24 protein-coding genes are annotated in these 23,639 nt (G+C 63.2%); 21 read left to right on the forward strand and 3 right to left on the reverse strand.

Translation table 11 applies throughout. The features are described from left to right. The first annotated feature begins 43 nt into the window (after positions 1 to 43). The 7 genes from ACK28C_RS06210 to ACK28C_RS06240 all read left to right on the forward strand — a co-directional run bounded on the left by ACK28C_RS06210 (position 44) and on the right by ACK28C_RS06240 (position 8,227). On the forward strand, positions 44 to 1,531 hold the full coding sequence (locus ACK28C_RS06210) for a hypothetical protein (RefSeq protein WP_409151925.1): 1,488 nt from the start codon (positions 44 to 46) through the stop codon (positions 1,529 to 1,531). 1,147 nt (positions 1,532 to 2,678) lie between these two features. Beyond that, positions 2,679 to 2,906: a ferrous iron transport protein A gene (locus ACK28C_RS06215; RefSeq protein ID WP_208872988.1), complete on the forward strand. Its 228-nt coding sequence runs from the start codon at positions 2,679 to 2,681 to the stop codon at positions 2,904 to 2,906. A gap of 122 nt (positions 2,907 to 3,028) precedes the next feature. After that, positions 3,029 to 3,280: a FeoA family protein gene (locus tag ACK28C_RS06220; protein ID WP_015556426.1), complete on the forward strand. Its 252-nt coding sequence runs from the start codon at positions 3,029 to 3,031 to the stop codon at positions 3,278 to 3,280. 1 nt (position 3,281) lies between these two features. Continuing rightward, entirely contained in the window at positions 3,282 to 5,795 is a 2,514-nt protein-coding gene (gene feoB, locus ACK28C_RS06225; protein ID WP_208872990.1) for a ferrous iron transport protein B, read from the forward strand. A gap of 113 nt (positions 5,796 to 5,908) precedes the next feature. Further along, complete coding sequence (locus ACK28C_RS06230; protein WP_208872992.1) at positions 5,909 to 6,229, forward strand: hypothetical protein; 321 nt, start codon at positions 5,909 to 5,911, stop codon at positions 6,227 to 6,229. A gap of 77 nt (positions 6,230 to 6,306) precedes the next feature. Beyond that, positions 6,307 to 7,101, forward strand: coding sequence for a DUF4198 domain-containing protein (locus ACK28C_RS06235; RefSeq protein WP_015556428.1), 795 nt, complete (start codon positions 6,307 to 6,309; stop codon positions 7,099 to 7,101). Positions 7,102 to 7,411: 310 nt separating this feature from the next. Continuing rightward, positions 7,412 to 8,227 (forward strand): DUF4198 domain-containing protein, encoded by an 816-nt coding sequence (locus ACK28C_RS06240; RefSeq protein WP_015556429.1) that lies wholly within the window; start codon positions 7,412 to 7,414, stop codon positions 8,225 to 8,227. 97 nt (positions 8,228 to 8,324) lie between these two features. Here the strand turns inward: ACK28C_RS06240 and ACK28C_RS06245 are convergent, their stop codons facing one another. Genes ACK28C_RS06245 through ACK28C_RS06255 form a run of 3 tightly spaced genes read right to left on the reverse strand, consistent with a single transcriptional unit; the run spans position 8,325 to position 11,012 of the window. After that, complete coding sequence (locus ACK28C_RS06245) at positions 8,325 to 8,876, reverse strand: chromate transporter (RefSeq protein ID WP_208872996.1); 552 nt, start codon at positions 8,874 to 8,876, stop codon at positions 8,325 to 8,327. Then, a complete protein-coding gene (locus ACK28C_RS06250; RefSeq protein WP_015556430.1) occupies positions 8,854 to 9,435 on the reverse strand; it encodes a chromate transporter in 582 nt (193 codons plus the stop codon). The genes ACK28C_RS06245 and ACK28C_RS06250 overlap by 23 nt, the downstream gene beginning before the upstream one ends. Positions 9,436 to 9,449: 14 nt before the next feature. Continuing rightward, positions 9,450 to 11,012 (reverse strand): ATP-binding protein, encoded by a 1,563-nt coding sequence (locus ACK28C_RS06255; protein ID WP_015556431.1) that lies wholly within the window; start codon positions 11,010 to 11,012, stop codon positions 9,450 to 9,452. 279 nt (positions 11,013 to 11,291) lie between these two features. Here ACK28C_RS06255 and ACK28C_RS06260 point away from each other — a divergent pair, with 279 nt between their 5' ends. The 14 genes from ACK28C_RS06260 to speB all read left to right on the forward strand — a co-directional run bounded on the left by ACK28C_RS06260 (position 11,292) and on the right by speB (position 23,634). Beyond that, positions 11,292 to 11,762 (forward strand): hypothetical protein, encoded by a 471-nt coding sequence (locus ACK28C_RS06260; protein WP_015556432.1) that lies wholly within the window; start codon positions 11,292 to 11,294, stop codon positions 11,760 to 11,762. A gap of 47 nt (positions 11,763 to 11,809) precedes the next feature. Further along, positions 11,810 to 13,756, forward strand: coding sequence for a S8 family serine peptidase (locus ACK28C_RS06265; RefSeq protein WP_208873000.1), 1,947 nt, complete (start codon positions 11,810 to 11,812; stop codon positions 13,754 to 13,756). Positions 13,757 to 13,893: 137 nt separating this feature from the next. Beyond that, the gene (rsxC, locus tag ACK28C_RS06270; RefSeq protein WP_208873002.1) at positions 13,894 to 15,258 is read left to right on the forward strand and encodes an electron transport complex subunit RsxC; all 1,365 of its coding nucleotides are present in this window, start codon (positions 13,894 to 13,896) and stop codon (positions 15,256 to 15,258) included. 5 nt (positions 15,259 to 15,263) lie between these two features. After that, entirely contained in the window at positions 15,264 to 16,223 is a 960-nt protein-coding gene (locus tag ACK28C_RS06275) for an RnfABCDGE type electron transport complex subunit D (RefSeq protein ID WP_015556433.1), read from the forward strand. Then, the gene (locus ACK28C_RS06280; RefSeq protein ID WP_015556434.1) at positions 16,220 to 16,822 is read left to right on the forward strand and encodes an RnfABCDGE type electron transport complex subunit G; all 603 of its coding nucleotides are present in this window, start codon (positions 16,220 to 16,222) and stop codon (positions 16,820 to 16,822) included. Before ACK28C_RS06275 ends, ACK28C_RS06280 begins: the two co-directional genes overlap by 4 nt. Continuing rightward, on the forward strand, positions 16,819 to 17,520 hold the full coding sequence (rsxE, locus tag ACK28C_RS06285; RefSeq protein WP_015556435.1) for an electron transport complex subunit RsxE: 702 nt from the start codon (positions 16,819 to 16,821) through the stop codon (positions 17,518 to 17,520). Before ACK28C_RS06280 ends, rsxE begins: the two co-directional genes overlap by 4 nt. Next, complete coding sequence (rsxA, locus tag ACK28C_RS06290) at positions 17,517 to 18,098, forward strand: electron transport complex subunit RsxA (protein WP_015556436.1); 582 nt, start codon at positions 17,517 to 17,519, stop codon at positions 18,096 to 18,098. The genes rsxE and rsxA overlap by 4 nt, the downstream gene beginning before the upstream one ends. Before the next feature lie 13 nt (positions 18,099 to 18,111). Beyond that, positions 18,112 to 18,945 (forward strand): RnfABCDGE type electron transport complex subunit B, encoded by an 834-nt coding sequence (locus ACK28C_RS06295; protein WP_015556437.1) that lies wholly within the window; start codon positions 18,112 to 18,114, stop codon positions 18,943 to 18,945. Between the two features lie 577 nt (positions 18,946 to 19,522). Further along, on the forward strand, positions 19,523 to 20,554 hold the full coding sequence (locus ACK28C_RS06300; protein WP_409151926.1) for an Rpn family recombination-promoting nuclease/putative transposase: 1,032 nt from the start codon (positions 19,523 to 19,525) through the stop codon (positions 20,552 to 20,554). Positions 20,555 to 20,875: 321 nt separating this feature from the next. After that, a complete protein-coding gene (locus ACK28C_RS06305) occupies positions 20,876 to 21,103 on the forward strand; it encodes a Veg family protein (RefSeq protein ID WP_208873004.1) in 228 nt (75 codons plus the stop codon). Between the two features lie 216 nt (positions 21,104 to 21,319). Beyond that, on the forward strand, positions 21,320 to 21,745 hold the full coding sequence (locus ACK28C_RS06310; protein WP_015556440.1) for a flavodoxin domain-containing protein: 426 nt from the start codon (positions 21,320 to 21,322) through the stop codon (positions 21,743 to 21,745). 50 nt (positions 21,746 to 21,795) lie between these two features. After that, positions 21,796 to 22,242: a superoxide dismutase, Ni gene (gene sodN, locus ACK28C_RS06315; protein WP_208873009.1), complete on the forward strand. Its 447-nt coding sequence runs from the start codon at positions 21,796 to 21,798 to the stop codon at positions 22,240 to 22,242. Further along, positions 22,220 to 22,588: a S26 family signal peptidase gene (locus ACK28C_RS06320; protein WP_208873011.1), complete on the forward strand. Its 369-nt coding sequence runs from the start codon at positions 22,220 to 22,222 to the stop codon at positions 22,586 to 22,588. Before sodN ends, ACK28C_RS06320 begins: the two co-directional genes overlap by 23 nt. A gap of 80 nt (positions 22,589 to 22,668) precedes the next feature. Then, positions 22,669 to 23,634, forward strand: a complete 966-nt coding sequence (speB, locus tag ACK28C_RS06325; RefSeq protein WP_015556442.1) for an agmatinase — start codon at positions 22,669 to 22,671, stop codon at positions 23,632 to 23,634. The last annotated feature ends 5 nt before the right edge of the window (positions 23,635 to 23,639 follow it).

Below are 23,639 nucleotides of genomic sequence, written 5' to 3' on the forward strand. Positions count from 1 at the left end.
TCACCAAACAATAAGCCATCACCTGCGAGGTGCGAAGACCATTATGCCATACAGACGACCAAAAATCGAGGTTAAGACGACGGACAAGATGCAGGACATCACCCCTTTTGCCGGCCTTTTCCCCGTTATCGAACTTTGGAATCGGCTCCATCTTGACGAAGTCATCGATACTTTCATAGGAATCAGGAAGGACAAAGGGTACCGGGACTCCGAGCAGCTTCTGTCGATGGTCCTGCTGAACCTCAGCGGCGGCAGAGCCGTGGAACACCTGAAGTTTTTGAAGGAGCAGGCGGGGCTGAAGAAACTCCCCCTGCCGTTTCCATCTCCGACGTCGGCCCGGGACTACGCCAGCTGTTTTCACAACGAATCGGAGGACTGGGAGCGGGGCCATGGCCGTTCCTTTGTCCCGGCATCGAATGAGGCGCTGAGGGGATTTGAGGAGGTGCACCGCCATCTTCTGAGGTGCGCGTTCGAGGCGTCTGCGCAGGAGGAGTTGACGCTGGACCAGGACGCGACGTTCATCGAGACGGAGACGAGCGGGGCGTTGTACAACTACCAGGGGAAACGGAGTTATGAGGCGTTGAACGTGTACTGTCCGGAGTACGACCTGCCTGTGGCGACGGAATACCGGGACGGGAATGTGAAGCCTGGGCACGGACAGCTGGAGCAGCTGCAGGGGGTACTGGCGCATCTTCCTGCGGGAGTGAGGAAGGTGAGGTACCGTTCGGACAGTGCGGGTTACCAGACGCGTCTTTTGCGCTATCTGGCAGAGGGTCAGGATGCGCGTTTCGGGGTGATCGAGTTTGCGATCTCGTGTCCTGTATACAGGGATTTCAGGGAGGCGGTGGAGGCAGTTTGTGAGAAGGATTGGCGCCCTTTGGGCAACGGCCAGGAATGGGCGGAGGTCGTCTATGCGCCACAGTCTTTGAGTCTCGACAAGAAAGGTCCGACGTACCGTTTTCTTGCCATTCGCGAGGCATTCGAGTTGGAGGGATCGGGAAAGAAGCTTCGACTGTCTCAGGAGCTGCAGGACTCACGGCAGCTGTTCATACCGGAGCTGATCGACGATCTGGAGTCTGAGAACGCCAAGGTGAAGAAGCTGCATCTGACGGAGCTTAGCGGCCACGTATACAAGGTGTTTGGTATCGTGACGAACCTGTTGGATTGGGAGGGAGGAGCGGTAATCCGGTGGTATCGTGAGCGGTGCGGCAAGTCAGAGGAAGTGCACCGTATCCTGAAGGAGGACCTGGGCGGCGGGCACGTCATCTCGCACCGATTTGGGTCGAACGCGTTCTGGTGGAATGTGTCGGTGCTGTCTCTGTCGCTGCACAGTTTGTTAAAGCGTCTGCTTCTGCCTGAAGCGTTGAGGAGTTACCGTCCCAGGACGCTGCGATTTTTGTTTTACACGAGCATAGGGCGTATGGTGCGCCATGCGCGCCGCATGGTGCTGCAGGTGAAAGGGGGAGTTGTGGGGAGTTGGTTTCTGGGAGCGTACCGGAAGCTTGAGAAATTGGCTATCTCGCTGGAATGAGCGGGAGAACGCCGGGCCAATAGGCGAGAGGGGGTGTGGGTGCGAGCTCACGCTGACGGGGTTATTGTGAGAACGGGAAGATATTTCCGTATTTGAAGGCAGCGGAGGGGTGAACAGCCCATTTTTTAAAACTTTTCCTCTGCCTGGCCCTTTACTTTGCCCGCGCTTTGCGTTCCCGTGGATTGGGGTTCCCCTTCCGGGCTTGACAGGCACTGCGAGAATGTCTATACTAACAGCAATTAGTTTTAAGTAACTTATGTGTTGTTTGTCGATGCTTTTTGAGAACGATCGAACGGGATACGACGATCGTCCAATTTCGGGAGGTAACATTTTTAGTGTTTAGCAGAGGCGGTGTTTGCTCATTTTCTTCCGCATCTGACGGAGGGAAGATTAGATGCCAGCTTAACCTGTGCAACGAGGGCTTGAGCTCTGATAAAGCCTTTTATAATCCGCAGTGAAAGGTTCGGTAACCGGCCTGACAGGGCGAGAAGAGCTTGTTGCAGGGCTGGGAATTGTTGTGGGCTGTTAAGAGACAAAAGGCTGTTTGTCGTCTTTTTAGATAAACCAGTTGAGCACAAGCGGCAAAGATTTTTATTGATTCTATCATTTTAACGCATTAATGCGAGGGTTTTCTGTGCGCTTGAAATAATATCGAGGAAACAATGTCGTGCAACGGTGGCACGTTACGACAGTGCAACGAGAAAGCCCGCGACTAAAGTCGCGGGCTGAAAGTTACAACGCCGCCAACTTGTCGGCGTTCGCCTTTGCTTTTGTTTCTCTGAATATACTGTATTTGGTAACTGGTAACGTGGGGTGAAATCCCGTGCCAACCTGTCCCCTTTTGGGGGTACAACGTATCTTGAAAACTCGATATATCGGGTTGTTTGGGGAAGTTCCAAACGTAAAATATCCAACGCCCAAGAACAAACTCAGAATACTTGGGGCAAAGAGTGGGGCATCCACTCTTTAAGGGAGAAGACGTAAGACCGGCTTCGGTCGGCTGTCTTTGTCGATCTTAGAATCCCACGAGTTTATTCGTGGGAGTATGTCAAGACAAGCGAGTTGCTGATTTTCCCGGGTGTTATTTGTATTTGATGCCGCTGTAATCCGGCTTAATTGATGACGTGCCCTGGAAGGAGGGGTAGGTGTGTTTCCCTTGCATGTGGCTCCGGTCAATACGAAGCTGAAGGTCATGAAGGCCGGGAGCAATCCAGGGATGTCCAAACGCCTTGAGAGCCTTGGGTTGGGGGAGGGGAGTATCCTCACTCTGCTGCAGGATCGGGACGGGGATGTCATCGTCAAGGTGATGGAGGGCGAGAGCTGCCTGGCTCTGGACCACGAGATCGCGATGACTCTCCTGGTCGGGGAGGCTTAGAGACGGACATTTGGATGTGGAATGGGCACTGGCTGTCAGGACTGGCCCGACTTGGCGGAACGCCTCCGGGTCGGGTGTTTTGACGTCACGTTTTGAATTCTAGCGCAGATTGGGTGGGAACGATGAGCGAAGTGACGCTTGCGGAGCTTGCCCCGGGTGAGTCGGGGATGGTCGTGGGGATTAAGGGCAGGGGGATGTTGGCCCAGAGGCTGGTTGATATGGGGCTCTATCCCGGAGTCGCAGCCAGGGTCGTTCGAAGGGCGCCCTTGGGAGATCCCATTGAGGTTGACGCCGAGGGTGCACTCGTCAACCTGCGCTATGAGGAAGCTCATTTCGTGAAGATGAAGAAGCTTAATAATGGGCAAGATGAATAAAATGGGCAAAAAGATTGTGGCCCTTGCGGGGCAGCCGAACTGCGGAAAATCCACCGTTTTCAACAGTCTGACGGGCGCAAGACAGTTTGTGGCCAACTACCCCGGGGTGACCGTCGATAAGATGATGGGCTGGTACAGGAGGGACGGAGAGTCGGTGGAAGTGGTTGACCTTCCGGGGACCTACAGCCTGACGTCCTATTCGCCAGAGGAGCGTGTCTCTCGCGGCGTCCTTCTGGGCGAGCCGCTTTCAGCGGTCGTGAACGTCATGGATGCCGCGAACCTCAAGCGCAGCCTGTACCTGACAATTCAGCTTCTGGAGATGGAAATCCCCCTCGTGCTTGACCTCAACATGATGGACGTAGCCGAGAACCTGGGGATCACGGTGGACGCCGCAGGGCTCTCAAAGGAGCTGGGCGTCCCCGTCATTGGGACAGCCATCACCCAGGGGCGCGGACGGGAGGACCTGCTCAGAGCGATTGCCGACATGTCCCGCTCCAGTGCGCGGACGAGTCTGGCCACAGCCGAGCTCTACCCCGACCTTAAGGACGCCCTGCGGGAGCTGGAGGCCCTGCTGGCCGGCGCGTCCCTCGGGGAGACCTTCCCCCTTCCCTGGATTGCCGTCAAGTTGATGGAGGCCGACCCCGAGGTCGCGGCCTTGGTGCGCGAGAAGGCCGAGGGCAGGGCTCAGGAGGTCCTTTTGAAGGCGGAGGCCCTCCGGGAGCACTTTGAGCGGGAGAAGGGTATGAGTGCCGACCTCTACGTCTCCGGCCAGCGCAGCCGGAGGGCCGCGGCGATCGCAGGCCGCCATGTGGTCAAGAAGGACGCAGAGAAGGTGCATATCTCCGAGCGGATCGACCGGGCCGTCTGCAACAAGTTCTTCGGCCCCGTCTTCCTGCTGGTCGTCATTTACGGGTTCTACTACCTCTCGTTCATCCAGGGCTACAACCTCACACACTACACCTGGCCCGTCCTTGCGGGATTCCGAAGTCTGGCCGAGAGCGTCCTGCCGCAACCGGGGCTCATTGAGCTGCCCCTGTTGCGGGAGTTCGTCCTCTGGATTGTCGATAATCTGAATGCGCTCTTCAACTACATCCCGATCTTCTTCATCCTCTTCGCGCTGATCGCGGTGCTGGAGGACAGCGGTTACATGCCGCGGATCGCGTTTGTCCTGGACCGCATCCTGAGCCGGTTCGGTCTGCACGGGCAGTCCACCCTCCCGATGATCCTGGGTGGCGTCGTCCTGGGGGGCTGTGCTGTCCCTGCGGTCATGGCCACCAAGGGCATTCCGGATGAGAAGTCGAAGCTGGCGACGATCCTGACGTTGCCCATGCTCAACTGTCAGGCCAAGCTGCCGCTCTACTTCCTTCTTATCGGCATCTACTTCAACGAAACGGTGCGCCTGCCCCTGTTTGGAGAAGTCAACCAGCAGAACATCGTCATCGTTTTTATTCAGACGATCAGCCTGCTCTTCGTGCTTCCCATCGCCAAGATTCTGTCCATGACGGCGCTGAAACACAAGGAGACAGCCCCCTTTATCATGGAGATGCCGCCCTACCACATCCCCTCCCTGCGGGGGGTTCTGGGGCGCGCAATCGAGCGGATATGGCTCTACATTCGCAAGATCACGACCGTCGTCGCGGCCGTGGCCGTCGTCCTCTTTGTCCTGCTCCAGTTTCCCGGACTGACCCCGGAGCGAAAGGCCCACTACGAGGCTGAGAAGGACCGGGCCGTCCAGGCCTTCCTCGACAGGGCGAAAGATAAGAAACTGGGCTCCGGGCTCAGGAGCGAGGACGACGTGCTCCGCCTCATCCTCTACCAACAGGGCTACAAGGAACTGCTCAAGTCCGGGGCATCCGCGGAGAAGAAGAAGGCCTACGGGCTCAAGAACCCCGACTTCTTTGAGATCATCCAGAACAAGAAGGACCCGGAGGCGAAGGCGCTGGAGAAGGAGCTTAAGAAGCTGGTCCTCTTCCGGACCAATACCCTGACGGCTATCCGCAGAGAGCGCATCGACAACAGCCTTCTGGGAAAGATCGGCCGAGCCCTTGAGCCCGCCTCGAGGTACGCGGGCTTCAACTGGCGCGTCAACGTCGCCGTACTCAGTACGCTTGCGGCCAAAGAGAACAGCGTCTCCACCTTGGGGGCCCTCTACATCAAGGAGCCGGGGGAGGCCGGGGGTGCAGGCAAGAATACTGATACCTTGGAACAACGCATGAAGCAGCAGGAGGGGGACCTGACGCCTCTGCACGCGATGGCCCTGATGCTCTTCATGGTCCTCTGCCCGCCCTGTCTGCCGACGATCATGGCCATCCGGGTCCAGACGGGCTCCACTAGGTGGATGCTCTTCGCTTTCTTCATGCCTCTGCTCCTGGGGCTGCTCACCGCGGTGCTGGTGTTCACCGGCGGGTCCGCTCTTGGCCTGAGCGGCTTCCAGGCGATGTGGATGTTCTACCTGATCCCCCTGACCCTGACGGTTCTCCTGGGGCTGATCAAGACGAAGCGGACCTACAGCTGAGCCATGAGTTATGTGCTGCCTTCAGGGAGCCTGCTTTCGGCAGGATCGCGATCCTCAGGGACCGCGTGACTGGCATACATCACAATTATTTTATGTTATGGAGGTTTTCAGAGATGAACAGAAGGTTGTTGTCTTGCGTATTGGCGGCAGTCCTTGTCGTAGCCTTTGCCGGAGTCGCTCTGGCTCACACCCCGCTCTTCTCCTGCTGGGACAATGGTGATGGGACGCTCTCCTGTGAGGGCGGGTTCTCCGACGGCTCCTCGGCCGCGAACATCCCCATCCGGGTGACCAACGAGAAGGAGGAGGTCGTCTTCGAGGGCAAGCTGGATGAGCAGGGTGAGCTGACCTTCCCGAAGCCAGAGGGCGTCTTCTCCGTTACCTTCGACGGTGGCCCCGGCCACACCATCACCTTGAAGGACAGCGAGATTAAGTAGGGTTCGTGAGGCTTGGTTCGTCCGGGGCCTGTACCCCGGACGACGGAAGATCAGGAAATAAAGGAGTGTTCCTTTAGATGAAAAAAATCGTTGTACTCTCCCTGTTCGCGCTGTTTGCCGCGGCGCTTCCCGCGTCTGCCCACTTCCAGATGCTCTACACCCCCGAGACGATCCTGGACAAGGGGGGCGAGGTGCCCCTGAAGCTGGTTTTCACGCATCCCTTCGAGGCAGGGCACACCATGGATATGGGCAAGCCGCAGGAGTTCTTCGTCGTGAACAAGGAGAAGAAGACCGACCTGCTTGATACCCTGAAACCCATCACCTGGACCAGCCTGGAGAACAAGGGCAGGGCCTTCGAGACCTCCTTCAAGCTGAAGGGCATGGGTGACTACGTCTTCTGCCTGGTGCCTGCTCCCTACTACGAGCAGAGTGAGGAGACGTACATCCAGCAGATCACGAAGGTGATCGTGAACAACGGCAGCCTGCCCACGGATTGGGATGCCGAGATCGGGCTGAAGGCTGAGATCGTCCCGTTGGATAAGCCCTACGCGCTCTGGGCTGGTGGGGTCTTCCGAGGTGTTGTGAAGGGCGACGGCAAGCCGGTTCCCTTTGCAGAGATCGAGGTCGAGTACATGAACCACAAGCCCGACATGAAGAAGAACAGCTTTGAAAAGAAGGCAACTGTTGAAGCGCCGCACGATGCCTTCGTAACCCTGACGATCAAAGCCGACGCCAACGGGACCTTCACCTTCGCCATGCCCAAGGCGGGCTGGTGGGGCTTTGCCGCGCTGGGTGCGGGCCCCGACAAGGAGTTTGAGGGCAGGGAGCTTTCTCAGGACGCGGTGATCTGGGTCCAGGCGACCAAGATGTAAAACCCGGTTCAGACCCACGCCGGGAGCGAACGAGGAGAGGGGGCTTGAGAGTCATGGGCGTAGAGGAACTTGCCATTGTCCTGATCGCCCTTGCAGCCGCAGGGTACCTGATTCGCGGCTGGGTCGTCTCCGCTAAGCGAGGGGGCTGTGGTGGGTGCGGCTGTGGATGCGGGGATAAGTGCCCATCCAAAAAAGACTAGTGAGAAGGATTAGCCAGAACCGGCGGGCGGGTCTCTCGCGCTCCGGCATGGTGCGTTGTGTTGTTTGGGAAGTTATTTTTGGAGAAGGAAATTGAAGGAGGAAGATGTCTATGCGCAAGTTCTTTTCCGTGATGGTGGCCGGAGCGCTCTTTGCGGCTTTCCTGGGCGCGACGGCAGAGGCTCATGAGTTCTGGGTGAACGCGGACTACAAGGACGGCCTGCTCAAGGCCGACCTGGGCTACGGGCACGAGTTCCCCGATCCCGAGGTCATCCCCGACGAACGCACGCACCTCTTTGAGCCCCTGAAGCTGATCACGCCGGAGGGCGCGACGGAGATGGCGCTGGCGGGCGACAAGAACTACCACTACGAGGTCAAGGCGGACCTGAAGAAGGGCGACTACCTGGTGATCGGCAACTACAAGCCCACCTTCTGGGCCAAGGGGTCCGAGGGCTGGAAGCAGGCGGACAAGGCCAAGTACAAGGAGATGACGAAGGCCGATGCCACCTACGCCGAGGAGGCGGCGATGTACGCCAAGCTCGTCATGAACCTGGACGGCGCCGACGGCACGGACCTCATCACCAAGCCGGTGGGGCAGCGCCTGGAGCTGGTGCCCCAGGTCAACCCCGCGACGGTGAAGCCGGGGCAGCGCTTCCCCGTGCTGGTGCTGCTCGACGGCAAGCCTGCCAAGACGGCGGAGGTAAAGGCTGTGTACGCAGGTTTTACCGGTGGAGCGAAGGACGGCGACCCCGCCAACGAGTACAAGTGCTTCTGGGGGCGCACCGGCCTCGATGGCATCATCAACATCATCCCGGTGAAGGCCGGCTACTGGAACGCTTTCGTTCAGGTCAAGATCCCCTATGCGGACACGGCCGTGGCCGACGAGACCGTTCTGGTTTCTCGCCTGACCTTCACGATCGCAGAGTAACGGAGTAAAGAACGCTCGAAGGTCAAACGTCGTTTGGCTCCCGCTCCTTTTTGGGGCGGGAGCTTTTGTGTTCAGCCGCTCTTTAGAGGCCGCAGCCTCACAGCCCAAGGACGCCGAACAGGAGGACCCCCATCGCGGCGCTCAGGCCGATCACCTTCGGGATGCTGACCTTGAACTTCATCAGAAGGAGGGAGTCCAGCGCGCCCAGCCCCAGGGAGGGGAGGTGTGCCGCGCCTCCCTCGGCGTAGTTCGTCATGGCCAGGGTGAGCGCCACCCCGGCGATCAGGCCGATGCAGGCCGGCCGCACGCCCACCATGACCTGCTCCAGGCGGCGGCTGCTCTTGAAGCGCTCGAAGAAGATGGCTGCGACGGCCCCCAGCGTGAAGGTGGGGGTCAGCGCGCCGAGGTTGGCCGCGATGGCCCCAGGCAGCCAGGCCGCCCTCATGCCGGCGAACGTGGCGCAGTTCAGCCCCAACGGCCCCGGCGTCATCTCCGCGATGGCGACGAGGTCGGATATCTCCTCGGCCGTCATCCAATGGTGGGCGCTCATCTCGCTCGAGATGAGCGGGATCATGGAGAAACCTCCGAAGCTCGTGAAGCCTATCTTCACGAAGCTCCAGTAGAGCTCAAGCAGGCCGGCCGGTCCCACGCCGGTCCACCCCCTTCCGCTCGTACCCTTCGCAGATCAGGAGCCCGCAGACCGCGCCCAGGAGCACCAGCCAGACGCTGCTGACGCCAGGGAAGGCGTAGAGGGCGAACGTCACCGGGGCCACCGCCGCGCAGGGCGGGAAGCGAAACGCCCCGCGCACCATGGCGGCCAGCGCGCTCAGGATGATGGGGACGACGGCGGCCCTCACGCCCCGCATGGCCGCCAGGACCCAGACGTTGCCCTGCAGCGCGGCGTAGGCGCAGGTGACGCCCATCAGGATAAGGGTCGGGGGCAGGACCATCCCCAGCACGCAGGCCGCGCCGCCCGGAAGCCCCGCGCGCCGGTAGCCGTAGAACATGGCGATGTTGCCGATCATCGTGCCGGGAAGGCTGCGTCCGATGCTGGTGAGGTCCAGAAGGTCCTCGTTCGTCAGCGTGCCCTCCTTCTCGACGTATCGCTCGCGCATCTGTGCCACGATGCTCCACCCGCCGCCAAAGGTGAAACAGCCGAACCGGAAAAACTGAACGAAGAGCTTCCACGCCTCTGCGGCTCCCCCCATCGCTGCACTTCCTCTCAACAGGCCGCCGCCTCGTGCTTCTGGAGGTCGATGACGACGACGGCGGAGGTGACGGCGCGCCGGTCTGCGTCGAAGGGCTTAGCGTAGCCCTTCTCCTCGATCTGCTTCCGCCCCTCGTCCCGAAGCCTCGCGATCTCTCCCGCGCTCCGGGCCAGCTTGAACTCCAGCACGACAACGCGATGGGGAAAGAGGACCAGGACGTCGCTTCGCCCCCGGTTCGTGGGGACCTCCCCGTGGGCCGTGATGCCCGCCCCGCGCAGGAGCATCAGGAACAGGGAGCGGTACAGGGACTCGTCCCGCCGCGCGAGGTCCTGGTAGGGGATGGAGGCCAGGGCCGTGTTGTAGAGCCGGATGGCCTCGGTGACCTCCCCGTTGCTGAGCGCCTTCCACAGTTGTGCGCCGATGGAGCTGTACCCCTCCACGTTGTAGACGTGCTCCAGGTACATGCCGGCGATGGAGTCCAGGACCTCCCGGTTGGGGTAGTCCAGGGTCAGGGACTGCTCCTCCCACTTCTCGATGGTCAGGTAGCCCGCCTGGTAGAGGAAGCTCTCCGGTCGGGCCCGCTCGATCTCCTGGGAGCTTGCGAAGCTCTCCTTGACGACGAGGTGTCGGTACGCCTCCGGGTCCAATATCTCGTGTCGCTTCATGTAGGCGACGATGAAGGAGGGGGAGCCGGATTCGTACCAGTAGTTGGAGAACCGGCCGTTGAAGAAGAAGTTGAGGATGGAGAAGGGGTTGTAGAGGCGGGTTGTGCCGTCGAAGCAGAAGCCGTCGTAGTAGTCCTTCATCCGCATCAGGAGCTCCTGGCGGGAGAGGCGCATCTTGCCGGCTGTGTCGTCGATCCAGTCCGCGAAGTCCCGTTCAAGCTCCTCCTGCGTGTAACCAACAACGTCGCCGAAGCTCTCCGTCATGGAGATGTCCATCAGGTTGTTCATGGCGGAGAAGACGCCGGTCTTCGTGAACCTGGAGATGCCGGTCAGCATGACGAAGCGCAGGTACTCGTCGCAGCCCTTGAGGACGGTGTAGAGGGTGCGGAGCGAGTCGCGCATGGCCTCCGCCGCCTCCAGATTGCCGATCTTGTCCAGGATGGGCTTGTCGTACTCGTCGATCAGGACGACGACAGGGCCGCCCTGCCTGTGGAGGGCGCGGATAAGCTCTTGAAACTTATCGCTGGGCTGTTGGCTGGAGAGCGTCACGCCCGCATCTTCTGCCCTCCAGGTCAACGCGCTGTTAAGGGACCCTTCAAATTGAGCGACGTCACTGACGTTCATCATGCTCATGTCGAGCCGCAGCACGGGCGCGGGGTGTTTTGCCTGCTCTATGGCCCACGCCTCGGCGGCGAGGCCGCGGAACAGCTCTGCCTTGCCGCCGAACAGGGCGTCGAGCGTCGAGAGGGTCAGGGACTTGCCGAACCGCCGAGGGCGGGAGAGGAAGTACCATGCCCCCGCCTCGACGAGTTTCACCAGCCGCGCCGTCTTGTCCACGTAAACGCAGTTCATCCGCCTCAGTTTCTCAAAGTTGTACGTCCCGATGGGCAGCGTCTTTAAATTTCTTTTCATCGCTCCTTCACCTCGCCTTGTCTTGGGGCCGGCCCTTGCCGGACGCCCGTTGTTTTTAATATTATAGCTTTAATCCCGTGAAGAAAAACGTAAGGCGAAGGCGAAGCCAGGACGGTCGTCCGGATCAGGCGGGGAAGCGGAGTGCGCTATAATAGGACAAAATGAGAGGACTTTCCGCGGGGCCGCAGTCGACGGAGAGTTGGCGTATGGTTGGCGTATAATGAATTGAATAGTAATGGATGTTGAAGTCAATCGTTGCAGGTCGAGGAGGTTCACACGATGAAGAAGGTGGGTTTTCCCCTGCGCGTCGCTGCGGTTGTCGTCCTGGCGGCGTCGCTTGCCGCGGAGGGGACGGCTGCGCCGCAGGACGCCGAAACAGCGCTTCCCGCTTCGGGCGACGAGGCCGTCATGGAGGTCGCCGAGCCTGCGCCTGTCGGTGTGCCGGAGCCGAAGCCGTCCGCAGTGGGCTTCGAGATCATGGGCCCGAACGGGGAGCGCACCGTCGTTCCCCTGGACCGACTGGAGGTGCGGGAGGCGACGGGCTCTCTGGAGGGCCTGGACGGAGGGCAGCTTACGCTGGCCGTGGGGGGGCGGAGGTACGTCTGCCCGCTGCTGGCGGAGTGTGCCTTTGCGGACGAGAAGGGCCAGCCGATGAATCGCGCGGCGTTCGCCCAGCGCTTCCTGCGGCGCTACGTCAGGGTGGAGATGGAGAGGACGACGGGGACGGTCCTGTCGTGCCGGGCCATGTGATCGTCCGAGACGACGACGGTCCCATATGCTGAGAAGGAGGCTGTGTTTTGAGGAAACTGCGACCGATTTTGATCTCCGTGCTGGCGCTTGTTGCGCTGTTTGCCCTGACGGGAGCCGCGGCGGCCCGCTGCGTTCCGGGGGAGGTCCTGGCGGTCTTTAAGGGCGAGGGGGAAAGGGTGTCGGCCTCGTCCGTGCGCGCGGGGCGCGAGGCGTTCCGCGCGGCCTCCATTGCCGCCGCCGTGGGCGCGCGCGTGGAGGAGACCTACCCAAACCTCTCCGAGGCGGGAAACGGCGTCTTCGTGCGATTGAGCGGCGCCACCTCCGGGGAGGACCTGGTGCGGAATCTGCTCCAACGGGACGACGTGCTGGCCGCGTCGCTCAACTACGTCGTGCAGGCGTCCGCCAGGGAGCCGAACGACCCCGGCTTCCCCGCCCTGTGGGGGCTGAAGGCCATCAGGGCGCCTGAGGCCTGGGACCTCGCGACGGGGAGCGACGACGTCTACGTGGCCGTGATGGACTCGGGTATCGACACGACCGCGCAGCGCGTCGAGCTGGCGAACGTGGACGGGACCCTGAGCAGGAGTTTCGTGCCGCGCAAGCCCTCGTGGCAGGACGAGGACGGCCACGGCACCCACGTGGCGGGGACCATCGGCGCCAAGGGGAACAACGGCACGGGCGTCGTGGGCGTGAACTGGAACGTGAGGCTGATCTCCCTCCGCACCATGAACGAGAAGGGGCTGGGCTGGACCGGATGGATGATCAGGGGCGTCGAGTACCTGATCGGATTGTTGAAGGACCGGCCGAACCTGAAGCTGGCGGCCGTGAACGCCTCGCTGGGATGGTACGCTCCCGTCCTGAAGCCGGAAGAGCAGGGGAGGGATGTGATGTGGCAGGTGCTCAAGGCCCTGGATAATACGAACAGGGTCGTCCTCGTCGTCGCTGCCGGAAACGAGAGGACGGAGGTTGGTGCCCCGGCGCCACGGGATGGCCCGATGCTTCCTGGGACCGGAGAACCCCTGTACAAGAAGGGGGAGTGCGCCTACCCCGCCTCCTACCGGGGACTGCACAACATGATCGCGGTGGGGGCCGTGAGCACTGACCTCACCTTCGCTGCCGACTTCAGCAACTACAGCGGCGCCTACGTGGACGTCGCGGCGCCGGGCGTGAACATCCTCAGCACGACCTGTGCGGCGAAGGGTTGGCTGTTGTCCAACGATATCCGGGTAGCCGGGATGGCCGGCACCTCCATGGCGGCCCCCCACGTGACGGGGGCGGCGGCCCTGCTGAAGGCCGCGGACCCGACGCGCACGGCGTACCAGATACGGACGGCCCTGATCGAGGGGGCGGCGAAGAACCGGCCCGCCCTCGTCGGGAAGGTGGCGGGCGGTCGCCTGCTGGACGTCAGGGGCGCGCTGGACTACCAGATGGCGCATGGGGATCTGCCGTCGGCCCCGAACCAGCCGTCCATCCCCGACCAGCCGTCGAGCCCTGACCAGCCGCCGAGCCCCGGCCAGCCGGAAACTCCGGGCGGCCCCGACGACGCTCCCGGCTCCAGCATCTCCGCGAGCTACATCCAGCTCGATTCGGACCGCGTCGCCAACGGCGTGGACCTGTCCTTCACCCTGGTGGGGTGCCGCTACGACGAGGCGGCGAAGAGGGCGCAGATCAAGGACCCGCAGGGGAACTACGTGGGGGTTTGGGACCCGGAGGTCCTGATCGACGACACGCCCGTTCAGCACGAGTTCCGCTACGGCGGAGACTCGGCGCGCGTTCGGGTGCCCGCCGTGGAGGTTCCGAAGGACAGGGTCATCAGCCTGCGCGTGCGAGCGCAGATCGTGAGCGGGGACGCCTTGCTGACCACGAGGTATAAGAGCGTGAAGGTGGAGGGCGGCCAGGGGAGCGGCGGCAGCTCCGGCGGCGGGTGCGACGTGGGGCTGGGCGCTTTGGCGTTGGCCCTGCCGCTTCTGGCCCTCTCCGCGCGGCGTCGGGGTTAGCGGGCTGTACCTGCCCGCGAGGGGCAGACGGGGCGGCGGGCCTGAGCCTCAGGCCCGCCCGTTCTGCATCTGGCCGCGCCGCCTCGCGGTGGCTTCGTGGCGTTTGGAGTTTGGACCGAGCAGTTGGGGGGAATACGATGAGAACGAAATTGCCGACGTTTCCTGGAGGGGTGCATCCGCCGGAGGGCAAGGCGCTGACCGAGGAGAAGGCGATTCAGCAGCTGGCGCCGAAGGGCGAGCTGGTCTACCCGCTGTCCCAGCACATCGGGGCACCCTGCGCGCCCCTGGTGGCGAAGGGGGATCGCGTGCTGGTGGGCCAGAGGATCGCGGACACGGATGCCTTCGTCTCCGCGCCGATCTTTTCCTGCGTCTCCGGCACCGTGAAGGAGGTTGCGCCGCGCATGACGATCCCAGGCAGCGTGGCGCCGTGCATCGTCGTCGAGAACGACGGCATGGACGAGCACGCACCGACGCTGTTTGAGGAACTGGGGCACCGGCCGAAGCCGGAGGAGTACGTCAAGCTCATCCGGGCGGCGGGCATCGTGGGCATGGGAGGCGCCTGCTTTCCGACCCACGTCAAGCTCTCGCCGCCCAAAGACCGGGTCATCCGGTGGGTGATCGTGAACGGCGCGGAGTGCGAGCCCTACCTGAACTGCGACAACCGCCTGATGATGGAGCGCCCGGAGCCCATCATCGAGGGGCTGGAGATGTGCCTCAGCCTCTTTTCCGAGGCAAAGGGCGTCATCGCCATCGAGGCGAACAAGCCGGAGGCCATCCGCCGCATGGAGGGCGAGCTCTCGGAGCACGACCACACGCGCATCCGCGTGATGCCCCACAGGGTGAAGTACCCCCAGGGCGCGGAGAAGATGCTGATCGAATCCGTCACGGGGCAGGAGATCCCTCCGGGGGCGCTGCCCGCGGACGTGGGCTGCATCATCCTGAACGCCCGGACGGTGTGGCAGATATGGCTTGCCCTGACCGAGGGGCTCCCCGTGACGGACCGCGTCATCTCCGTGACGGGGGACGCCATTGCGGAGCCGAAGAACCTGCTGGTGCCCCTTGGCATCTCCGTCCGCGAGCTGATCGACGCGGCGGGCGGCTTCTGCGAGCCCCCCGTGAAGGTGCTGGCGGGCGGCCCCATGATGGGCATGTCCATGCGCTCCCTCGACGTGCCCGTGGTGAAGGGGACCTCCGGCATCGTGGCCCTGACGGCCAGGACGGCCCACGTCGAACCTGAATCCAGCTGCCTGCGCTGCGGGCGCTGCGTCGAGGCCTGTCCCGTCCACCTCGTGCCTTCCACGCTGGATCGCCTGGTGCGCCGGCGCGACTACGGCGTCTTTGAGGCCGAGGGCGGCATGAACTGCATCGAGTGCGGCTGCTGCACCTACGCCTGTCCAGCGTCGCGGGCCCTGACCCAGAGCTGCCGAGACGGAAAGGCCGCGGTGACGGCAGAGCGCCGGCGCGCAGCGGCGGCCCAGCAGAAAGCGGAGGCGAAGAGATGACTGCAATGACGGAACGAGACTTGAAGCTGGTGGTGGCGAGTTCACCTCACGTCCATTCGCCGCTCTCCACCCAGAAGATCATGGGCCTGGTGATCGCCGCTCTGCTCCCGGCGGGGGCGGCGGGCGTTCACTTCATGGGCTGGAGGGCCCTGGTCGTGATCGCCGTCTGCGTGGCCGCCAGCGTGGCTGCGGAGTACCTCTGGCAGCGCGCGACGGGGCAGAGGGTGACGGTGTCGGACCTGTCCGCCGTCGTCACGGGGCTCCTGCTGGCCTACAACCTTCCCCCCTCCGTCCCCCTTTGGATGGCCGCCTGCGGGGCCGTGTTCGCCATCATCGTGGTGAAGCAGTTCTTTGGCGGCATCGGGGGGAACGTCATGAACCCGGCCCTGGCCGCGCGCGCCATGATGCTGATCTCCTGGCCCGTCGCCATGACCGACTGGTCCCTGGACGGCGTCAGTACGGCGACGCCCCTGGCCGCGATGAAGGCCCTGAGCGGCGCCGGGGCATCCGCCGCGCCCGGCCCGTCCTGCTCCACGGCGGACCTGCTGCTGGGGAACGTGGGGGGCTGCATCGGCGAGACGTCCGCGGCGCTCCTGCTGCTGGGGGGTGCGTTTCTGGTGTGGCAGGAGGTCATCTCCTGGCGCATTCCCGTGATCTACACCCTCACCGCGGCCCTGCTGGCCGCGCTCTTCCGGCACGGCGGAGGCATGATGCCGCTGCAGGAGGCGCTGACAGGGGGCCTCCTCCTGGGGGCCATCTTCATGGCGACGGACTACACCACGTCCCCCATGACGGCGCGGGGGCAGGTGGTCTTCGCCGTGGGCTGCGGGGTCTTGACGGCCCTCATCCGCCGCTTTGGGGGCTACCCGGAGGGCGTGTCCTATTCCATCCTGATCATGAACGCGACGGTGCCCCTGATCGACAGGGTGACGAAGCCCAGGATTCTGGGGGAGGTTCGGAGATGAACGCGGCAGCTGAGGAGACGAGCCTGCACAAGGCCCTGCGCCTCGGCGGGACGCTGTTCCTCGTCACCGCCGTCACGGGGCTGGTCCTTGGCGGCGTGGAGCGGGGCACCCGAACGGCCATCCTCAAGGCGCGCATGGCGGACCAGGCCGACGCCCTGAGGAACGTCATGCCGGACGCGGAGACGTTCAAGGCCGTGGACGTCGCACCGGAGGACGGGACCGTCGTCGTGACCGGCGCTCAGGAGGCGCTGAAGGGGGACGCGCGCGTGGGGTACTGCCTCACGGTCTCCACCAAGGGCTACGGCGGCCCCATCTCCATGGTGGTGGGGCTGAAGGAGGATGGCTCCGTCAGCGCCATCCGCATCCTGACCCACGCGGAGACGCCGGGCCTCGGCGCGCGCTCCGCGGAGCCGGCCTTCTACCGGCAGTTCGACGGCCGGACGGCCCTGCCCCTGAAGGTGGTGAAGGGCGCCGCGGGGGCGGGGGACGAGATCTCCGCCATATCGGGCGCCACCATCACCTCGACCGCTGTCACGGCGGGGGTGAACGCCGCCGAGGACTACTGGAGCAGGAACTTAAAGGGAGGCGAGAGCAGATGAGCCGGAATCCCATCAGCATCATCAAGAACGGAATCCTGACCGAAAACCCGACCTTCGTCCAGTGCATCGGCCTGTGCCCCACCATCGCCGTCACCTCGAGCGTCGAGAACGGCATCGGCATGGGGCTGGCGGCGACCTTCGTGCTGATCGCCTCCAACGCCGTCATCTCCATGCTGCGGAAGCTGGTGCCGGACGAGATACGCATCCCGATCTTCATCGTGGTCATCGCGGCCTTCGTCACGGTGATCCAGTTTCTGATGGAGGGCTACGCGCCGGCGCTGAACCGGGCGCTGGGCATCTTCATCCCCCTCATCGTGGTGAACTGCATCATCCTGGCGCGGGCGGAGGCCTTCGCCTCCCGGAACGGCGTCATCGCCTCCATCTTCGACGGGCTGGGCATGGGCCTGGGCTTCACGGCCGCCCTGACCGTCCTGGGCGCGGTGCGCGAGGTCCTGGGGGCCGGCACGATCCTGGGCCTGCCCGTCGTCCCCGCGGGCTATCAGCCGGCACTGCTGGTGATCCTGGCTCCGGGCGGGTTTCTGATGCTGGGCATCTTCATGGCCCTGTTCCGCGCCGTTCAGGCGCGCCTTGCGGCCCGGCGCGGGGAGCCGGCTCCGGAGGCCCCTGCGGGCTGCGCCGCCTGCGCCATGAGCGGCAGCTGCCCCGGCGCCCGGATCGAGAAGGAGGATCAAAGATGACGGAACTCTTTCTGCTCTTCGTGAGCTCCATCTTCGTCAACAACATCCTGTTGACCCGCTTCCTGGGCTGCTGCCCCTTCATGGGTGTGTCAAGCCGGCTCAAGACGGCGGTGGGCATGGGGGCTGCGGTCGTGTTCGTCATCGTGCTGGCCTCGCTCATGACCTGGCTGACCTACAACTTCCTGCTGGCGCCCCTGGGCCTGGAGTACCTCTACACCCTGGCCTTCATCCTGGTGATCGCGGCGCTGGTGCAGTTCGTGGAGCTGGTGCTGAAGAAGCTGAACCCGACGCTCTACAAGGCCCTGGGCATCTTCCTGCCCCTCATCACGACGAACTGCGCCGTGCTGGGCGTGGCGGTGCTGAACATGAGCGAGAGGTACACGCTCACCCAGTCCCTCGTCAACGCCCTGGGGTCCTCCCTGGGCTTCCTGTTGGCCATAGCACTGATGGCGGGCATCCGGGAGCGCGTGGAGACGAATGAGGGCATTCCGGCCTGCCTCCAGGGCCTGCCCCTGACGCTGATCACCGCCGGGCTGATGTCCATCGCCTTCATGGGCTTCACCGGAATGGGCAAGTAGGGGAGGGAAGGCCATGAACTTCATGCACGATCTGATCGTTCCCCTGGTCCTGATGGGGGTCATGGGCGCTGTGTTCGGGGCGCTTTTGGCCATCGCCTCCGTGGTCTTTCGCGTGCGGCAGGACGAGCGGGTGGGCAAGATCCGCGCCGTGCTGCCGGGCGCCAACTGTGGCGGCTGCGGGTACCCCGGATGCGACAGCTACGCCGACGGGGTGGTGAACGAGGGCGCCGGGACCAACCTCTGCGTCGTGGGCGGAAGCGCCGTGAGCGCCAGGGTGGCGGAGATCATGGGGGTGAAGGCGGAGGAGACCGTCCCCATGCGCGCCTTCGTCCGCTGTCTGGGCTCCGCCGCACGCTCTCCGCGCAAGGTCCTCTACAGCGGTATCGCGGACTGCCGTTCGGCGGTCATGGTGCCCGGCGGGTCCCCCAACGAGTGTCCCTTCGGCTGCATCGGCTTCGGCACCTGCACGAAGGTCTGCAACTTCGACGCGATCTTCATGGGGCCGGACGGCCTGCCCGTGGTGGACCGGGAGCAGTGCGTCGGGTGCGGCGCCTGCGTCTCGGCCTGTCCCAAGGACGTGTTGACGCTCATCCCGCAGACGTCGGACGTCGTCGTGGCCTGCGGCTCCCACTGGAAGGGCCCTGCGGTGCGTCGGGTGTGTTCCATCGGCTGCATCGGCTGCGGCCTCTGCGCCAGGGTCTGCCCGGCGGGGGCCATCACCATGGACCGGGACCTGGCGGTGATCGACCCCGCGAAGTGTACGAACTGCGGCCTCTGCGCGCAGAAGTGCCCCGCCAAGTGCATCGAGACGGGCCAGTCCCTGGCCGCCTGCGCCAAGACGGCCTAGAGGCGGCAGGGAGGACGCGCCCTGACGGGGTTGCGGCGCTGCGGGCCGGGACCGGAAACTGAACGCACCACTTCAAACACAACCCCTCCGCCTCACTTCGTTCGGCACCTCCCCTTTCAGGAGAGGCAAAAAGAAGAGGCGTGTTTTTCAGGCCCCCCTGGAAGGGGGGCTGGCGAGCCCTGCAAGGGCGAGACTGACGGCCCGTGAGCGGTAGCGAACGGCAGCCGGAAGGCTCCCCGAAGGGGGTGTAGGAGCAGCGAGTGTTTTTCATAAGACGCGCCTGTCTGACATTCCCCGCCAACGCCTCCACAAGGCAATCCATTGCCTTGCTTCGGCACAGCCGACCGACGCAGCGCCGCAATCGCTGACGCGATTGCATAAGCTGCGTCGTCTGGCCGAGCTACGGAAGTCCCCCGGACTTCCTTCGCCCTCAGCCGACCGACCGGCCGCCGCAATCCTCCCGAAAGATCGGCTTGCGTGAGGCCGGTCGTCTGGCTGAAGCGGCCCCGGTCCCCCCTACGGGTTGTTTTTCTTGCCTTTTGCGGCGAAGTGTGCTATGTTCGGGGCGGCGAAGGGGGTGAGCGGAGGCATGGCGGAGGATGGAGCCGAGGTGCGGACGTTCCCTGTGAACCCGCTGAACGACATCCTTTTCAAGTACCTGTTTGCGGCGAAGGAGAACCGGGCGAACCTTCTTCGCCTGCTGAACGACGTTCTGGGGCCGAAGCGGAGGGTGTCGGGCGTGGAGTGTCTGGACCGGGAGAGCGACCCGCCGCGGTTCGGCGGGCACACGTCGTTTCTGGACGTTCTGGCTCGTTCCCGGGACGGACGAATCTTTCACGTTGAGGTCCAGCTTGCGAACGAGGAGAATTTTTTTGAGCGTGTGACGTATTACGCGGCGTGCAGCCTGAGCGACCAGCTGTCGCGCGGGGAGGGATACGATTGCCTGCGGCCCGTGGTGTTCGTGTCGATTCTGAAGCACGGTCTTTTCAAGGAGCGATCGCTGAAGTGGCGCTCCGTGCACCGCATTCTGGACGTGGAGGACCACCGTTGCCGCAGCGACCTGTTGGAGTTTCAATTTTTTGAGCTGGGGAAGCTGCGTCGACTGTACGAGTCGGGTGGGATGGAGCGAGGGGCGGAGACGGGGTTGGAGCGTCTGTTGCGGTACCTTGGACGAATAGGAGGGGAAGCGGAGATGGAACGTCTTGCGGAGCGGGACGCCGGGATCGAGCGTCTGAGGCGTGGTGAGCGGTTGTTTTTCCGTACGCCTGGGAACCTTGCGTTGTACCGAATGCACGAGCGGGAGGAGACGGACTACCACAACACGTTCAGGCTGGCAGAGCGAAAGGCGGAAGCGAAGGGCATGACGAAGGGCATGGCGAAGGGCCGGGTAAAGGGCCTTGCCGAAGGGCTTGCCGAGGGGCTTGCCGAGGGCGAGGCCTTGGGGGAGGCCAGAGGGCTGGCAAAGGGCCTGAACGAGGGGCGGGCGGATGGTATCGCCGCTACGGCGCGGCGGATGCTGAGCATGAGCTTCACGTCCGAGCAGATATCCCAGGCGACCGGTCTTTCCCCTGACGAGGTCGAGGCGCTGCGGTCTGGGACCGGAAACTGAATGTACCCTTCAAAAGCGACCCCTCCGGTCCTTCGGACCACCTCCCCTTGCAGGGGAGGCAAGTAAACGGCGCACTTTAGGCTCCCGGTTTATTAGGCTCCCCTGGAAGGGGAGCTGGCGAGCCCTGCAAGGGCGAGACTGACGGCCCGTGAGCGGTAGCGAACGGCAAGCCGGAAGGCTCCACGAAGGGGAGGCGCTCCTCCCCTGTTCAAACGCCCTTGAACTTTGCTTTATGTGGATTTAGGACGACGACACTCCATTTGCTTTTTAAAACGGTCAGTGTTATACTTTAAAAAGTAAAAATGGAGGGAGTGTTTTTCTATGTCAAAAACTCTTACATCCATAAAAGATCAAATCATTTCCTACAAGGGGCGGCGGGTGCGCTGCCGCATGTCCAAGGGCCGCAACAGGGTGGAGGAGACGGAAGGGATTTTGACGGACGTCTATCCGAAGCTTTTCACGCTGTACAACAACTCGACGGCGAGCACCATCTCCTTCAGCTACGCTGAGGTCCTGACCCATGAGGTGGAGCTTGAGGTCGTCGGCTGAACATCCTGCCAGATGAGGCCCCCGGTTTTCCGAACCGGGGGCCTTTGCGCTTTTTGGGCCGTCGTGGGTGACGATCTCCCTTGAAATTTCAAAGGCGTCGGGTGATATGAACAAAACAGTCCTTCGAGGGCTGCATATTGAGTTCGCCTGTGCTAATATAATCGCTGTCATCGTACTGTAGTCTTTTGCTTTTATATCGAGGGAAGGGAGATTGCGATGAACACGATCGGTCTGGCGTACTTCAGCAATACCGGCAACACGAAGGCCCTCGCGGAGGCCTTCAAGAGCGCGGTCGAGGCGAAGGGCGGTTCGCTCTATTTCTCGGAGGCCGCTGGCGTGGACAAGGCGGCCTTCGCCGCGGCGGACGTCTGGGCGTTCGGCTCTCCGGCCTCGGGCACGGAGGAGATCAACGACACGGAGGTCCTTCCGCTCATCGAAGCGTTGAAGGACCACTTGAAGGGCAAGAAGGTCTTTCTGTTCGGGTCCTACGGCTGGGGCGGAGGCGCGTTCATGGATGCGTGGAAGCAGGACATGGAGGGCAGGGGGGCCGTCATTGCGGCCGAACCCGTAACCTGCCTTGAGGCCCCGGACGGCGCGGCGGAGAGCGCGATGCGGCAGGCAGCGGAGGCCCTGTTGGGCTGAGGCGCGGCGGGAGCAGGCTTTTCAAAATTTCACGACGGGAGAGGGTCCTTGTGAAGGAAGAGAAGGTTTTGTTTGCGGAGGCCCACTGCGACGGGCCCTGCGGCGTGTACGATCCTGCGGCGGCGCGGATCGCGGCGGAGGCGGTGCTCTCCATGACGAAGAAGCTGATCGCGCTGGAGTGCCCCGACCCCAAGGACAAGGCGGCCTTCACCGCGTACCTGAACTCCTTCAGCCGCTATGACACCATCAAGGAGGAGCAGGCCCAGATCGCCAAGGCCGAGCTGCTCATCCTCTGGACGGATTACTTCAAGGCGCCGCACCTGGAGAAATTTCCTCAGCTGCACGACCTGTTCTGGAAGGCGGCGAAGCTCTGCTCCGCCTGCAAGGTCGAGGTGTGCCTGAGCCACGCCGAGGAGCTGATGGACTGCATCAAGGAAGTTCACCGAATCTTCTGGGCCACGAAGGGGCGGGAGGTTGCCTGGTATACAGCCAGCTGAGGCGCCGGCAGAGCTGACGGTCGTCGTCCGGGGGCACAGCATGTACCCCACCCTGAGGGACGGGGAAGCGGTCGTGGTGGACCGGAACGCCTACCGGCAGGAAATCCCGGACGTGGGGGACGTCGTCCTGGCCTCGCATCCTTTCATGAGGGGTGTGTGGATGATCAAGCGCGTCGTCGGCTTTGCCGGTGAAGACCGCTGCGTCCTCCAGGGCGATAATGCCATGGAGAGCAGCGACAGCCGGAGCTTCGGCCCGATCCCCCTTCGGAGCATCCGGGGGAGGGCGACGCGCAAGGCGGACGGCTCGCCTCTGTCCCCGCCTCCGACGCGAGGCGATGCGCTTTGAAGGTTTCGCAAGATGAAACTCGAAGGTCAGGCCGGCGGCGTCAGCCGTCGGCCTGACCGCCCTATGGAGGTCGATGCGTCATGAGTGCAAGAGAACTGAAACAACCGGCCACAGCGTTTGCCTCGCCTCGTTTCTGCAACGTCGGCAATTTTATGCGGATGGAGCGGGTTGCGGACCCCGACGGACTGGACTTCGCCGTCTACGGCATCCCCTTCGACACCGCCTGTTCCTATCGTTCCGGAGCCCGCTTCGGGCCGCAGGGCATCCGGAACATCTCCGTCATGATGAAGACGAACCATCCGGTGCATGAGGTCAATATCTTCGACTACCTGAAGGGGGCGGATATGGGAGACGTCAACGTAGTGCCTGGCTACATCCATCCGACCTATGCCGCCATCGAGGCGTTCGCGTCCGGGATACTGGATGCGGGAGCCCTGCCGATCGCCCTGGGAGGGGACCATTCCATCACCCTGGCGGAGCTGAGGGCGGTGGCCGGAAAACACGGTCCGGTGAGCCTCATCCACTTCGATTCCCACGCCGACATCAACGACGAGGTCTTCGGCGAGAAGTACAATCACGGAACGCCCTTCCGGCGCGCCATCGAGGAGGGCCTGATCGATCCCCACACGTCCATTCAGGTCGGCATGAGGGGGTCCCTGTACGACGCGGGGGAGTTCAAGCTGGCCGCGGACCTGGGGCTGAAGCTGATCCCGACCCACAGGGTGCGCGAGATGGGGATTCCGGCGGTCCTGGACGAGATCAGGAGGAGGGTGGGGGAAAATAAGGCCTTCCTCACGTTCGACATCGACTTCATCGACCCTGCCTATGCGCCGGCCACGGGGACGCCGGAGGTGGGAGGGTACTCCACTTTTGAAGCCATCAGCTTTATTCGCGGCCTGACGGACGTCAACTTCGCGGGGTTCGACGTCGTCGAGGTGGCGCCGCCCTACGACGTTGCCGAGATCACCTCCCTCGCGGCCTGCAACATCGTCTTCGAGTTCCTGTCCGTGCTGGCGCTTCAGAAAAAGGAGGGCAGGAGGACATGACGAGG

The sequence above is a fragment of the Fretibacterium fastidiosum genome (assembly GCF_964642095.1).
GTDB lineage: Bacteria > Synergistota > Synergistia > Synergistales > Aminobacteriaceae > Fretibacterium > Fretibacterium fastidiosum.